This window comes from Embleya sp. L77 (assembly GCF_055557415.1).
This window is the reverse complement of record NZ_CM145710.1, coordinates 2733836-2748983: the sequence shown is the minus strand read 5'-3', so window position 1 is coordinate 2748983 and position 15148 is coordinate 2733836. Positions and strand designations below refer to the sequence as shown.

Here is a 15148-nt window from a genome sequence, read left to right as displayed (position 1 = left end):
GCCGGCCCCCGCGCACACGAGGGCGCAGCCCACACCCGCCCAGGCGGTGCGACTCGTTCCGGTCGAGCACGACAATCTGCGGCGATTGCGGCAGCTGGGCCGGGCGCCTCACCGGCCGCTGCCGGTGAGGGGCTCGCGGGCCCGACGGCGACACCTGGTTCAGTGCTCGGAGCGGCCGGGGCCGAGCGGGCAGGCCGTGCGGGCGGTGCTCGCCCTCGGCGCCCTGGCCGCGGCGGCGGGACCGGCCGACGACGTCCCGGTGCGCCCGCGCGGCCGGTTGCCGGCCGAGCCGGGGATTGCCCGGCGTCGATGCCTTGCACGGGCATTGCGGTCACACGATACTGACCTGAGGTCGCTGTCCGTGTTCCGTGGGGGCACGTGCTCCCGCACCCGACCGGTGTCGGAGGGGGAGACCACTCGATGGCCAGGGCAGATCTGCGCCGGTTCCACCGCGATCCGCTGGGGTTTCTCGACGATCTGTCCCGCCGTCGCACCACCGGGGTCTTCCGACTCCCCTGGGGCGGCTGGTGCGTGGGCGACACGGACCTGGCGCTCACGGTGTTGCGCGATCCCGAGTTCAACGCCGGCCTGTCCACCTTCTACGGTGACCTGCTGCCCTCACGATCGGCTCAGCTCGCCGTCGGTCAGGCCGTGCGGAACCTCGTCCGGGCACGATTACCCGAGTATCGCGAGAACCTCGCCGAAGCGGTGCAGCGACTGCCGGCGGCCGCGAGCTGGCCCGAAGCCGGCACCGCATTGCTCTACGAGTGCACCGCCGACCTGCTGCTCCACCCTGCCGCGGCGCCCGATCTACGGCGCCTGCTCGCCCGATCCGTGGGCGCCGGCCTGCTGATCCGCTCGCCCCTGATGCGGGAGCGGGCCCGAGCGGAGATCCTGCGCGCCAGGCTCTTCGCCGCACTGATCCGGCACATCGGGCAGCGCCGGGCACAGGGCGGCGACCCCGGCGGGCCGCGCGATCTGCTCGACGCCGTCCTCGACACCTGCCCCCGGGAGACGAGCGCGGACGACGTGGCCGAACTGTATGTGCTGCTGTTCCGGTCGATCGTGGGAAACGTCGGCTACGCCGTGGCCTGGACCGTACTGCTGGCCGGGCTGCATCACCCGCCGGGCGTGCCGTGGCCCTGGCCCGCGGACCGGATCGTGCGCGAGGCCGCACGCCATCGCCCGTTCGTCTGGATGGTCGGCCGTCCCGTCCCGCACCCGGTCGAGATCGGCGGTGTGGCGCTGCGTCCCGGCGCGATCCTGTCGGTCAGCCCCTACCTGCTGCATCACGACGAACGACACTGGAGCCGGCCCCACGCGTTCGACCCGGACCGCTGGGCCGATCCCGACCCGGCTCGCCCCTATCTGCCGTTCGGCGCAGGCCCGTTCGTCTGCGCCGGCGCGGCCCTCGCCCGGACCATGGCCGGCGACGCCGTGGCCGCCCTGGCCGGTGGCGCCCGGCTGACCGTCCTCGGCGGGCACACCCGTCCGGTCGTCACCAACGCGGCCGCGCCGCGTGCGTTCACCCTGAGCCGCACCACCGAGCCCGTCACCCGATCGCACGCACCCGAAAGGAGGTGACCACATGAGGGCAATCCTCCGGCGCATCCTCACCAACACGCCGCCGCTGATCTGGAACCCGAAGGATCCCTGGTGATCCGCACCCGCACCGGGCGGCCCGCACGCCCGAAGGAATCACGCCGTGCGGGCCGTTCGCCGCCGCCGGCCCGGCGGGCGGGCGAGCCGCGTGGTGTGGGGTGGCCCCCGTGGGACCGCACTCCGGTCCGGCGGAACGCCAAGGGTTTCCCCGATTCGCGGGCATGTCCGCTGGATACCTTGGTAGCGGCCCACTCGGCGTCTCGGGTGGGCCACGTCCCCCTTACCGGATCGCCGGCGTGCGCGAGCGCATGTCGTGCGATCCACCCGAGCGGCATGTCGTCGGCCTCCCACCGGCGGTGTCCGTCGACACACGACGCAATCCCTCCGGCATCGGGGAAGCCCGATGCCGCCACGAGGAGGTACACGTGTGAAACACAAGCGCCTGTCCGTTCTGACCGCCGCCTTTACCGTCGCCCTCGCGATGGTCGCGGTCAACCCCGCCCCCGCCGTCGGAGAGAAGCCTTCTCCGTCCGCGGATGCCACGACGTCGGCCGAATACAGCGTCGTCGGCGTGCGAACCACCCAACAGCGCAGCGCCGTCGCGTCCACCGGAGCCTCGGTCGACGGTGTCGAGGACGGCCGCCTGCTGATCACCGCGACCCCGGAGGAGGTCCGGCGGATCAGGGCACTGGGCTTCACGGTGAACCCGGAGGCCCCGCCCCTCCCCGGGAGCCGGATCAACCGGGACTTCCCACCCTCGGACTCCGGCTACCACAACTATGCGGAGATGGTCACCGAGATCGACAAGGCCGTCGCCAACCACCCGACGCTGATCAGCAAGCAGGTGATCGGGCGCTCCTACGAGGGCCGCGACCTGTACGTGCTGAAGATCTCGGACAACGTGGCGGCCGACGAGAACGAGCCCGAGGTGTTGTTCTCCCACCATCAACACGCCCGGGAACACCTCACCGTCGAAATGGCGCTCTACCTGGTCAAGTTGCTCGGCGACGGCTATGCCACCGACCCGCGGATCAAGGCGCTGGTGGACACTCGCGAGATCTGGATCATGCCCGATGTCAACCCGGACGGGGGCGAGTTCGACATCGCCACCGGTTCGTATCGCAGCTGGCGCAAGAACCGGCAGCCCAACTCCGGTTCGAGCAACGTCGGTACCGACCTGAACCGCAACTGGAACTACAAGTGGGGCTGTTGCGGCGGTTCCTCGGGCAGCACCGGCAGTGAGACCTACCGCGGCCCGCGGGCCGAGTCCGCACCCGAGGTCAAGGCCGTGACCGACTGGGTGCGCGGCCGCATCGTCGGCGGAAAGCAGCAACTGACCGCGGCGATCGACTTCCACACCTACAGCGAACTGGTCCTGTGGCCGTTCGGGTGGACGTACAGCGATGTCGTGCCCGGCATGACCGCCGACGAGTACAACACGTTCGCCACGATCGGCCGGGCCATGGCGGCGACCAACGGTTACACCCCCGAGCAGTCGTCCGATCTCTACATCACGGACGGCTCGATCGACGACTGGCTGTGGGGCGACCAGCGGATCTACGCCTACACGTTCGAGATGTACCCCGCGTCGGGCAACGGTGGGTTCTATCCGCCCGACGAGGTCATCGATCGCGAAACCTCTCGGAACAAGGCCGCCGTCCTGCACCTGCTCGACTATGCGGACTGTCCCCCGCGTGCGATCGGCAAGACCTGCGGCGGGGATCCGGGCGGCACGACGTTCGAGAACACGAACGATGTGGTCATCCCCGACAACGGCGCGGCCGTCTTCAGCGACATCGTCGTCACCGGGGTCCCGGGCAACGCGCCCGCCGGCCTGAAGGTCGGCGTCGACATCAAGCACACCTGGCGCGGGGACCTGACCGTCGACCTCGTCGCCCCGGACAACTCCGTCTACCGACTCAAGAACTCCAGTACCAACGACTCCGCGGACAACGTCGTCACCACCTACACGGTCGACGTCTCCGGCGAAGTCGCGAACGGCACCTGGCGGTTGAAGGCGCAGGACGTGGCCGCCTCCGACGTCGGCAAGATCGACTCCTGGAAGCTCACCTTCTGAGCGAGGAACGTCGCCTTCCGGGCAGGCGCCCCGACCGAGCGAGCGTCCGCACCGGGTAAGCGTCCCGGCCGGGCAGGCGTCCCGAACGCATTCGCGTGCGCATCCCTCGGCCCGACCCGATTCCGCATCGGGTCGGGCCGTGCCGTTCCGGTCGCGGCAAGCACCGGCCGGCCCTTCCGTGCCACCGCCGGCGGGCGCACCGGCCCTCGGGCGCCGGATCCTGCCCCCGTTTGCCCCCGTCCGCGGGGAGGTGAACCATGGAATCAGGACTGCCGCACCACACCCGCACGGACATGGAGCCGGACGATGTCTGGTCCTTTTCGACAGTTTCCACTCGACGGGGGCTCGACCGCGGATCTGTATCTGCTCCGCTACGACGAGGACGGCCGGCTGCGCAGCCCGGTCGCCGAGCAGGAGATCAAGGGGCGGCTCGCCGGGGTCAGCGACGTCTTCCTGTTCTCGCACGGCTGGAACAACGTCTTCGCGCAGGCCCTCGACCGCTATCGCAGTTTCATCAGCGGGTTCATCGCTCAGCGGCGGCAATTCGCGGTTCCCGTTCCCCCGGACTACCGGCCCCTGCTGATCGGCGTCATCTGGCCGTCGACCAGTTTCGTCATGCCGTGGGAGGCGGGCCCCAGGATCGCGGCCGATCCGGAACCCGACGGGGCCCAGGCGCGCCAGGTCGAGGAGATGCTCGACCTGGTCACCCGGTCCCTGGGTCCGGAATCGGATCCGGAGTTCGTCGAGTTGGTGGACGGTCGCGCGGTGATCGACGCCGACGCGGCGCAGCGCGCGGCCGAGATCGTGCTCGGTGCGCTGCGGGCCGAACCCGACCCGGACGACGGCTCACCGCCGCCCACCGCCAAGGAATTCCTCACCGTCTGGGCGGCACTGGACGCCGGCGGGGGCGCGACCCCGCCGGCGGATCCGGACGACTTCGGCGTCGCGGGCGAAGCGTCGTCGGGTCTGCTCGCCGCCGGTGGCGCGGGGTTCGATCCGCGCAACCTGTTGCGTGCGGCCACGGTGTGGAAGATGAAGGCGCGCGCGGGCGAGGTGGGTGCCCACGGGGTGGGTCCGCTCGTGGCGCACATCCTGCGCGAGAGCGGGGTCCGGCTGCATCTGGTCGGCCATTCCTTCGGTGCGAAGGTGGTGCTGGCCGCGCTCGCGTCCGCGGCTCCGAGTCGGCCCGCCCGGTCGATGCTGCTGCTGCAGGCCGCGATCAACCGCTGGTGCTTCGCGGCGGACGTCGCCGGCACCGGACGTCCCGGCGTCCACCACGCGGTCCCGGACCTGGTGGAACGACCTTTGTTGACCACGTTCTCCGCGTTCGACGAGCCGCTGACCAAGGCCTTCCATCTCGCGATGCGCGCGAGTCGGCAGGGTCAACCGGGCTTCGCCGCGATCGGCGATCCCGAACTGTACGGTGCCCTGGGCGGATTCGGCCCCGCCGGGGTGGAGGGGATCTCCGCCGTTCGACCCGCGGCCGTCCCCGGGCAGGAACGCTACGACCTCGGCGGCGGGTTGCGCGTGATCGCCGTGGACGGCGGAGTCGAGATCGACGGAAAGCCGGCCATCGCCGGGCACGGCGAGGTCAGCAACCCGGCGACGTGGTGGGCGATGCACGCTCTCACCCGGCCCGACTGAGGGGTGATCCGCGCGCACGCGCGACGCGGTACGCCGGCGGCGAACGCTCACCCGGAGGGAACCGCAGCCGAATCGAAGGAGAGTCGCCATGTCCGAGCCCCGCACCGAGCGATGGCGCCTGGCCGTGCTTCGGGTACGGCTCGACCTGGCGGGCTCCTCGCCGGTGGCGGCGGTCGAACTGGTCGGGGATCTTGCGAACGACGCGCGGACGTACTGGCGGGCCGAATTCGACTACGGCAGATTCGGCCTCGCCGAAGGCTCGGAACCCCCGACCGCACTGGAGGTGCCCCGCGACCTGGTCGAGGCCGTCCGGGACCGCCTGATCGCGGACTTCACCGCGGATACGGCGCTGTGGCTGCGGCTGATCCCACCGTACGGCAACCTCGGTGGGGTGCCGTGGGAGCGTGCCCTCGTCCCGACCATCGGTCGCCCACTCGTCCGGGTTCCCGATCGGCTGCCGCCGGGGTCCGACCCGGGGCGGGTGTGGACCGTGGCCGTCGCCGTGTCCGTGGCGCCGAACGCGGCCTGGGTCGCCGGATACCTCTCGTCGTTCATCTCCGCCCTGCGCACCTCCGTCACGGGCGAGGTGGACGTGCACGTGTTCACCGACCGGGGCGCCGAACAGGCACTGCGGGCGCTGTTGCACGAGGGTCCGAACGAACCGCGCGTTCATCTGCACGACCCCGGCGACGCCGCACTGCTCGACCGGTCGGGGCCGCGGCGCCGACCCGCCGGCGCCGATTCGCGGCCCGCGCCGGGCCCGCTGCTGTGGGGGGACTGGATCACCGCGGGGCTGGGCGGCCGCGCGGTGCGAGCGCTGCACATCGTTGCGGACGGCGCGTTCGAGGGCAGTCGCCCGGTGTTGTCGGTGAACCCCGATCCCGCGCGGCCGAGCGGGCGTTGTGAGCGCGCGTACGTGACCGCGGACCGCGTGCGGCGCCTCACCGACCGCGTGGGTGCGTCCGTGCTCTCCTTCGGCTCGCCCCCGGAGAATCCGTACGACTCGGCCACCCGGATCATGACCGACCACATCGGTCTGCGGCGCGCCGGGCCGACGTTCTACAGCGCGTTGCCGCTGGATCCCGCCGGATACACCTTGGCGCAGGCACACGCGTTCATCGCCGGCGCCCCGGGTGCGGTGCCGATCCCGCGTGATCCCTCGCTGTTCGCGTACCTCCAGCCCGAGTTCGTGCAAGGCGCGCTGCGGGATCCCTGGCCCGACCCGGACCGTCCCGGACAGAGCTGGCTCAGCGGGCGGGCGCCCATCGGGGATTCGGCGACCAGCGGTGAGATCCTGCCGAGTGCCCTGGGCGTGGCCGGCGGCGATGAGATCACCGCGCGCTACGCGACGGCCGAATCGGTGCCGATGTGGGTTGCCGCGTCCACGCGTTACATCGAGAACCAGGTGGCCTCGCTGGTACGGACCGCGGGCGTTCCGGGCGAAACCCCGGCCGCCAAACAGGCGTACGACCGCGGGGTCGGGCAGGCCATCGCCGAACTGCGGGCCCTGGTCGATCGGCGGATGCGGGAGTCGTGATGCGTACCGTCCTGGGGTTCGAACCGTTCGGGGACCGCACGGTGCTCAAGTTGCGCGAGGCGCCCGCCAACATCCCGGGGCTGGGCACCAACGAACTCACCGACGTCACCGACCCCGGCGGCACCATCACCGCCCGGGGCGAGGCCCTGCTGGAGCGGCTGTGCCGGCATCCGGTGGTGAGCCTGGGGCTGAGCGCCGCGCTGACCAAGCCGCCGGCCACCGGGCCGGGACCGCTGTACCTGCACATGGTCTCGAACCAGGCCGATCAACTGCCCTGGGAGCAACTCCACTCGTCACCCCAGGGGTTCATCGCCCTGGACGCCCGCTGGCCGATCGCCCGGATCGCCGCCGTCCGCAGCCCGGTCGATCGCCGCACGTTCACCCCGCCGTTGACCATCGTCGCCGTCCTGTCCGCGGCGCTGCGCAGCGGCGTGCCGCAACTCCAGGCGCTGCTGGCCGCCACCGCGCTGCCCGATGCCCGGGCGGTCGGCACGCGATTGCACGTGATCAGTGCGGAGCAGGCCGTACTGGATGCCGTCGCGGCGTCCGGACGGGCCGACGTCAGCGCCGAGACGATCCCCGCGAACGCGCCCGACCTGGCCAAGCGGATCACCGCGGCCCGGCCGCACATCGTGCACCTGCTGTGTCACGGCGGGGCGGCCGGCGGTGTCCGTACGCTGGCCTTCGCGCACACCGCCGACGTCGACGCCCGCGAGCCCGTCGGCTCCGTACAGCTGAAACTGCCCGACCTGGTGGTCGCGTTGAACCCGTGCGCGCCGTGGCTGGTGGTCCTCGGTGCCTGTCGAACCGCGCAGACCTCGGACACCCTCTCCCTCGCGCACGAACTCGTCTCGCAGGGGCTGCCCGCCGTCGCGGGCATGCGCAGGCTGATCGACCTGGGCGATGCGGACAGGTTCTGCGCCGCGCTGTATCCGGAGGTGCTCGCCACGGTGCGCATCGCGGTGAAGGACGCCGGGGAGCACGAGATCGACTGGGCCACGACGTTCACCGCGCCACGTCAGGCGATGGCGCAGGCCGATCCGACGCAGACGGACGCCTGGTCGGACCCGGTGCTCTACGTGCAGGACGAACCGCTGCGGATCACGTCGAGCTCCGTCGTGGGTCTGCCCGAGACGGCGAACCTGCAGGGGCAACTCGACACCTACGAACGCTTCCGCGCCACGCTCGATCCGATCACCGTCGATCCGGCCCTGCGGGAGCGGGTCGATGCCCTGATCGCCGACCTGCGGGCTCGATTGGCGGGTGACAACCCATGACCATACCTGCGGAGATCCGGCTCAATGCCTGGACCGGGGACGAGGCGGCGCAGGCCACGACGGACGACGAGGCGGCGCGCTGGGGTGCCGGGAAGCGCGGCATCCCACGCTCCCAGGCCGTGCTCCCCTTCGGGCCGCCGACCGATCCGCGCGATTGGCGCTCGGCCGACGTCGGCTACGGGATCCTGCTCCCGGACAGCGCCGATCCGAATCTGTCCGACGCCGCGAAGGCCGCCGGCGAGGACGCGGCCGCACCGATCCGCGAACTGTTGGCGGCGCGACCGGGCACCGTGGTGTTGCGCTGGAGCCCGGACCTGCCCGACCATCTCCTGCGCCGATACTTCCCGCAGGGCCGACCCCAGGAACCGGCCATCGGGTTGTCCGAGTTCGGGACCGACCGGGGTCGGCTCCCGAGATACGTGGTGATCGTCGGCGGCCCCGAGGTGATCCCCTGGTCCGTGCAATATGCCCTGGGCACCCGGCACCTGGTCGGGCGCATCCCCCTGTCCGGGGAGCCGCTGGCCCGCTACGTGCGTGCGCTGCTCGCGAACTGGAGCGACGCACCGGCCCGCACGGACCGGGCGCTGAGCTGGACGGTCGACCACGGTCCCACGGACATCACCGCGTTGATGCGCGCGGTGATCGCCGCACCGCTGGCCCAGTGCCTGACACCGCCCCCGCTCAGGCAGTTCCGCGACCTGGTGGCGGCCGAGGCCACCGGCGCCGCGCTGCTGAGTGCACTGACCGAGATCCGCCCGGGCCTGCTCGCCACCTCCAGCCACGGCCGCACCGGACCGCTGGGAAACCCGACCGAGATGCGCGCCGTACTCGGGCTCCCGGTCGACGGCACGCACACCACCCTGCCGTTGGACACGCTGTGCGGGGCCGTGCCCGGTGGCTGCGTGTGGTACTCCCAGGCGTGCTGCTCCGCCGGTGCCGCCGGCGAGAGCTTCTACGCCGGGCTGCTTCCGGTCGGCAGCTCCGCCTTCGGCACGGTCGAGGCCGTCGCGAGCCTGGGCACGATGGTGGCGCCCGCGGCGATCGAACTGCTCGGCCGGGAGAACCCGGTGCGGGCCGTGCTCGGACACGTCGAGCCCACTTTCAGCTGGACCCTACAGGTCGAAAACACCGGCCAGGGTCTGGGCGGGCGCTTGGTCTCCGCCCTGTCCACGCATTTGTACGCGGGCGAACCGCTGGGCCTGGCCCTGGCCGAATACCGGGCCGACGTGGGCGAGTTGCATACCCAGTGGGCCCGGCTGAGGGAGATGTTGGCGGCCGGGGACACGTCGGTTCGCGAGACGTTGACCAGGCTTCGTGTGTCGGCGCTCGACCGGCAGAGCCTGGTGCTGCTGGGCGACCCCACCGTGGCCCTGCCCGCGTTGGGCGGTGCGGGACCGTGACCGGCGTGCCCGCGTCGTCCTCGGCGGGCGCGGGCGCGGCCGTGGCCGGCTCAGCCCGGTTGGGCCGGTGAGTTGCGTGTCGTCTTGCCGGGGTTGGTCACCGGGCCGCCGACCGAATTGAGGACCAACTGGGCCTGGTTGTCCACGAAGCGGGTGAACAACTGTTGTGCGTAGCCGAAGATCACCGCCCAGGCGATGATCTGCGCGGACGAGTCGAGCGCACTCAGGCCGGGAATGAAGTCGCCGCGCATGAGCAACAGGCCCAGGAGGGCGGTGAGCGCGCCGGTGGGGAGCTTGAGCAGGGCCAGTGCCACGGGCACGTTGTACGGCGTCGAGGTGCCGTGGATCCGGCGCAGCGATGCCGCGGCGGCCACGGCGGCGGCCACCAGGCCGACCAGTTCGACCACCGGGTAGTCCCACTGGGAGGCGACGTCGGCGTACATCTGGTCCAGGCTGCGCCCGGCGAACCGGTCGTCGTTCCCCGCGGTGACGGCACCGGAGGTGGCGGTGGCGCAGACGATGCCGATCCCCGGGGGGTTGAAGCACAACGGAACCGTCCCGGGCGAGGCGGCACCGGCGAGGGCGATCAGGGCGGCGATGACGGCGAGCGCCGCGGTGACGCCGAAGACGATGTACGCGAAGCTGCGGACCCTGAGCTTCTCCTTCAGGTGCACCTGGTGTGCCACGGTCGAGGCGTCGACCAGGACTTCCCGCTGGTTCTCGGTCAGTGTGTCGCCCGCGCGTACGGACAGCGCGATTTCGTCCACGTGGGCGCGGCGTTCGTCGCCGAGCGGCAGGTGCTCCTTGACGAAGGCCACGATTCCGGGCAGGTGTGCGGTGACGTCCTTCAGCGTCAGGAGCCGGAGCAGGATGATGTAGGCGACGTCCAGTTTCGTCTGGGCGACCGCGATGTGTGCGGCCGGTCGGCCGTGTTCGTGCCCCAGGGCCCGTTTCGCCTCGTCGAGCGATTCGAAGGCCTGGTCCGCCAGGACCTGGTCGCACGGGGCGAGTGGGCCGGGCGCGGTCTTGCTCTTGAGGAGTGCCTCGAGTTCGATGACGCGCGAGCGCAGTCCTTCGCGCAGTTCCCACTGTCCGCGTTCGTGCCGTCGGAGGTTGCGCGCCTGCGCGCGCCCGTGTCGGCGGGAATCGGCGGGCGGCTGTGCCGACAGTGCCGAGTTCGAGGGCGTCGCGCCCGACGGTGGCGGGTTCGGGGGTGGCGAGTCCGAGGATGTCGAGTCCGAGGGTGTCGAGTTTGACTCCATGAATTCGACTATGAACGACGGCTTGGACGAATTCGTGCGCGATCAGCTTCTTCGGGTCCGGCATCACCCCGATGGACGCGCGGGGAGCGCCCGCCGTGCCTGGGACAGCGGTGCGGGCGGGGTCGCGTCGAATCGGGTCGAGCGTTTTCGGGCCGGGCCGGCGATCGGGTGCGGGTTGTCGGCCTCCGGTGTGTCGCGCCCGATTCCGGTGCGCCCGGCCGCCACGATGGTCGGGCCGCCCGGCGCGGGCCGGGCCCGGTGGGAAGGGATGCCCATGCCGCTGAGGGACTACGGAGTTCTGGCCGCGCGGGCGGTGGCGCGCGTACGGGAAGGCGCTGCCGGCACGCCGCACTACCAGATCCATCTGACCGACGACGCCGGCACCGCGTACCGTGCGGCGATCAACGTGCTCTCCAAGGAAGCGCCGTCCGAGTTGCTGTTCGTGGTGGTGGAGGACTTCCGCCATCCGTTGACCGACTCGCTGCCGGCCGCGGGCAGCGGGTGGACCGCGCTCGCGTCGCAGCCCGGTGGCGCCGCGCTCGACTACATCCGCGCCAACCTCTTCGACCCGGCGACCGCCCGGCCGCTGCCCCCGGACGTGCCCGGCGAGGACAACGACCTGGCGGATCTGCTCGACCACTACGTGCAGCGCGCGATCGGCGACCCGGCGGCCGCGGTCTACGTGTTCGGCCAGCGCTTCGGTCCGGAACCCGAGAAGCCGGACAAGGTGTTCGGCTTCCTGCCCGGCAACGGCGTGCACGATGTGCACATGAACCAGGGCAACAGCGAGGAGTTCCGCGAGGACGACGGGGTCTGGCAGGACGGCGGCCTGCTGATCCGTCTGCCGGACTGCCGCTGGGTGGCCGTCTTCCTGGCCTTCCAGTCCCAGGCGTGGCACACCGACGACACCACCGGCCACGCCCTCGACAGCGCGCCGCCCCTCCCGGGCTCGGGCGAGGAACCGCTGCGGATCGTCGCGGCACTGGTCAACCCGCCGGGACCGGCGCCCGAGGCGGAGACCGTCACCTTGCTCAACGCCTCCCCCGAACCGATCGCGCTCGACGGGTGGCGGCTCGTGGACCGCAACAAGACCGCACTCCCGCTCCCCGCGACGACGGTGGCACCCGGTGCCGTTCTGGTGGTGCCCGGTAACCCGGCGTTCCAACTCGGCAACCGCGGCGGCGCGATCACCCTGCTCGACCCGGCCGGGCTCAAGGTGCACGGTGTCACGTACACCGCGGACCGGGCGCGACGCGAGGGTTGGACGATCGTGTTCTGATCGGGGCATCCGCATCCGATCGGTACGTGTGGAACCGATCGGTACGGGCTGGAGGGGCGGCGCGGCGCGCGTCGCCCCTCCACGGCGCTCCCGGCGACCAGCGGTGGCACACCGGGCCCAAAAGGTGCGTGCGGGAGCGGCGTTTGTCACCCTGGAGACAGGTCGCGTGCCCCGCCGTGGCCCGACGGTCGGCGAGGTGCGTACCCCGGCCAGTCGATCGGAAGGCGGGCAGCCATGACTGCCGACCCGTTCCGCGTCCTGCGCATCGAGGACATGCTTCTCCTGCACGTGGAGGTCGTCAACCTCCGGCGCGAGGGGGCGCGCCTGGTCCGGGAGGACCCCACCGCGCCGGCGCTGGTGCTGCTCCACCTGCCCTCCCAACACGTCAACGAGAGCGTGCTGTCCGGCGGGCAGTTCCCGGAGACCGTGCCGGCCTTCGCAGCGGGGAAGAGCACGTTGGTGTTCCTGCTCCCGGACGGGCAGGACGGCATCGACCTGACCATCGAAGCGCTGCTGGCCTGGAACCAACTGACCCCGTCGATCGCCCCGGCCGGCCAGCCGCTGGACGACCCGAACGAACCGACCGTGATCGGCGGACTCCCGCGCACCGCCATCGAGTTCCCCACTCGCCTGCTGCTGGGCCATGACCACGACGGTTCGCCGTTCGCGTGGTCGGAGCCACTGGCCGAACCGGCCGTGCTCGGCGGGCGAGCCGAACTGTGGCACGTCGAACTGTCCGGCGACAACGGCGGGCCCGTGCACCTGAAGGCGTTCTCCGTGGTGTCCGGACGCCCCCACCGCACCGGGATGCCACTGGACGGGATCATGCTCAGCGAGCTGCTCGCTCGCTCCAGCCTCGACCAGTTCCTCGACGTGGACGGGACTTCGCTGCGCCGCCCTTTGCTGGCCGACCGGTTCATGCTCACGCCGCTGGGCGCGACGGTGCGTATCAACGGCTCCTGGCCCGAAGCGCCGGACTTCCTCGGGATGAGTCTGACCGGCTACGAGCACATCGCGTCGCTCGGGCGCGACGAGTTCGTGCACAGAGTGCGGCACGGCTTCCTCAGCAGCGGGCACCCGGCGTCCCACATCGAGATCACCAAGCGCGTCTACGACGACCCCGGCGACGGCTCCTCGGTCGCCTACCTGCACAAGGAAGCGCACATCGTGGTGGACCGTGCCGAGGTCACCTACGGTGCGGAGGCGGGCTACGACCGGCACCAGGGACGGCAGCTGCCGTTCCGGTCGATACGCCTCACCGACCCGGTCACTCCCGTGATCGATTCGGGGGCGGGCGCGTTCTGGGTGACCGTCGGCGGCGTGCCGTTGCCGTTCCACGCCATCGCGACCGATGCCGAGGGCCGGCACATCAGCATGGACATGCCGCTGGTGTTCGCCTCCGCCGATGCGCTCGGCGAAATGGCGGGGGTCTACAACGATCCGGCCACCGCCGACCGCGCGAACCTGGCGCTGGGCGGACAGACGGTCGCCATGGCCGAGAATCCGAGCGCCGACGGCAGCACGAGCATGCCCGTGACCTCGGCGCGCTTCACCCTGACCTCGGCCTCCGGGCACCCGGCGGGCGTACTTCCCGCCATGGTCGACGCGGTGGCGCGGGCACCCGCCGTCGAACAACTCACCGGCCTGGCCACCGACACCGCCGTGCGACTGCACGACGCCTACCTCCAACAGGGCCTGGACGGCCAGCCCACCGGCGCGTTCCTGCACCTGGTCGACGAACTGCCGATGAGCCTTTCCGCCGAGAAGGCGGGCGGACTGGCCAAACCCAGCACGGCCGTCCAGGTCGTCACCACCCAAGCCGGACTGCTCGCACCGAAGTTCCTCGGCGCGGCGGGCGAGGCGGTGGAAGTCGACTCCGCGACGTTGGCGCAGATCTTCGAGGGCACGAAACTGTTGGGCCCCGTCGACCTGGCCGACCTGCTCGCGGACGTCCCGGTGACATCCGTCGCGGAGTTGAAGGATCTCGGCGAGGACGAGATCCGCCGCCGGCTCGACGGTGTCTCGCAGGAACTGCTCCCGGTGCCGCTCATGCGCGTCGGCAACCTGCTCGACGGCTCCGGCTCCGAACTGCGGTACGTGTGGAAGCCCCGGCTGAGGAACGATTTTCCCCTGCTGGATCTGGGCGCCGCCGCGCTCGTCCTCGAAGCGACCACCGTGCGCTCGCCGGACGCCCTGAGCAAGTCCAGCGTGCGCGGCGAACTCAGGCGCTTCGCGTTCGTGTTCGCCGACATCGTGCGGGTCGACTTCGAACGCCTGACCTTCACCGCGCGCCCCGGCAGCAAACCGGACGTCACCGCCGCGGGCGTCGCGGTAACGTTCGAGAAGGACCTCGAGTTCGTCAACCAGCTGCGCGAGGCGCTGCCCGCGGACGGATTCGGCAGTGGCGCGTTCGTCGACGTGAGCACCTCCGGCATCACCGCCGGCTACTCGCTGACCCTGCCGACGCTGTCGCTGGGCATGTTCAACCTGAGCAACGTCGCCCTGTCCGCACGCCTGACCATCCCCTTCGACGACGCGCCGGCACGGTTCCGGTTCGCCGTCTCCGAACGGCAGAACCCGTTCAACATCAGCGTGTCGATGTTCGGCGGCGGCGGCTTCTTCGCTCTCGAAGTGAGCACCCGCGGCCGCGGCATCGAACAGATCGAGGGTTCGCTGGAGTTCGGCGGCAACGCGTCGCTCGACCTGGGCGTGGCCAGCGGCGGTGTGCACCTGATGGCGGGGATCGCGTTCCAGATGACCGGCGATTCGGTCACGCTCACCGGATACCTGCGCTGCGGCGGCTACCTGTCCGTGCTGGGCATCGTCAGCATCACCGTCGAGTTCTACCTCGCCCTCACGTACCACAAGGACAACGGCATCTGCGAGGTGGTGGGCCAGGGCAGCGTCACCGTCAGCGTCCGCGTCGCGTTCTTCAGCAAATCCGTGAGCCTCTCGCTGGAGCGCCGCTTCGCCGGTTCCGCGGGCGACCCGTCGTTCACCGACAGCATGGATCCCGACGACTGGCACGAGCTCTGCGCGGCCTACGCCGAGTGAACCCGCGCCGCGGCGA

Annotated in this window: 9 protein-coding genes; 8 read left to right on the top strand and 1 reads right to left on the bottom strand. The window is 71.3% G+C overall.

Annotated features, from left to right (window positions below):
- Window positions 1-420 precede the first annotated feature (420 nt).
- The 6 genes from ACZOOI_RS41570 to ACZOOI_RS41545 all read left to right on the top strand — a co-directional run bounded on the left by ACZOOI_RS41570 (window position 421) and on the right by ACZOOI_RS41545 (window position 9537).
- Window positions 421-1584, top strand: coding sequence for a cytochrome P450 (locus ACZOOI_RS41570; protein ID WP_465282009.1), 1164 nt, complete (start codon window positions 421-423; stop codon window positions 1582-1584).
- Between the two features lie 445 nt (window positions 1585-2029).
- Window positions 2030-3679, top strand: coding sequence for a M14 family metallopeptidase (locus ACZOOI_RS41565; RefSeq protein ID WP_465282008.1), 1650 nt, complete (start codon window positions 2030-2032; stop codon window positions 3677-3679).
- A 306-nt stretch (window positions 3680-3985) separates the two neighbouring features.
- Window positions 3986-5323 (top strand): hypothetical protein, encoded by a 1338-nt coding sequence (locus tag ACZOOI_RS41560; RefSeq protein WP_465282007.1) that lies wholly within the window; start codon window positions 3986-3988, stop codon window positions 5321-5323.
- A gap of 88 nt (window positions 5324-5411) precedes the next feature.
- Window positions 5412-6860, top strand: a complete 1449-nt coding sequence (locus ACZOOI_RS41555) for a hypothetical protein (protein ID WP_465282006.1) — start codon at window positions 5412-5414, stop codon at window positions 6858-6860.
- Complete coding sequence (locus ACZOOI_RS41550) at window positions 6860-8137, top strand: CHAT domain-containing protein (RefSeq protein ID WP_465282005.1); 1278 nt, start codon at window positions 6860-6862, stop codon at window positions 8135-8137. The genes ACZOOI_RS41555 and ACZOOI_RS41550 overlap by 1 nt, the downstream gene beginning before the upstream one ends.
- Window positions 8134-9537, top strand: a complete 1404-nt coding sequence (locus tag ACZOOI_RS41545) for a hypothetical protein (protein ID WP_465282004.1) — start codon at window positions 8134-8136, stop codon at window positions 9535-9537. Before ACZOOI_RS41550 ends, ACZOOI_RS41545 begins: the two co-directional genes overlap by 4 nt.
- Window positions 9538-9587: 50 nt before the next feature.
- Here the strand turns inward: ACZOOI_RS41545 and ACZOOI_RS41540 are convergent, their stop codons facing one another.
- Complete coding sequence (locus ACZOOI_RS41540; RefSeq protein ID WP_465282003.1) at window positions 9588-10799, bottom strand: hypothetical protein; 1212 nt, start codon at window positions 10797-10799, stop codon at window positions 9588-9590.
- A gap of 274 nt (window positions 10800-11073) precedes the next feature.
- Between ACZOOI_RS41540 and ACZOOI_RS41535 the strand changes: the two genes are divergently transcribed.
- A complete protein-coding gene (locus ACZOOI_RS41535; protein WP_465282002.1) occupies window positions 11074-12078 on the top strand; it encodes a DUF2278 family protein in 1005 nt (334 codons plus the stop codon).
- 234 nt (window positions 12079-12312) lie between these two features.
- Window positions 12313-15132: a hypothetical protein gene (locus ACZOOI_RS41530; protein ID WP_465282001.1), complete on the top strand. Its 2820-nt coding sequence runs from the start codon at window positions 12313-12315 to the stop codon at window positions 15130-15132.
- Window positions 15133-15148 lie beyond the last annotated feature (16 nt).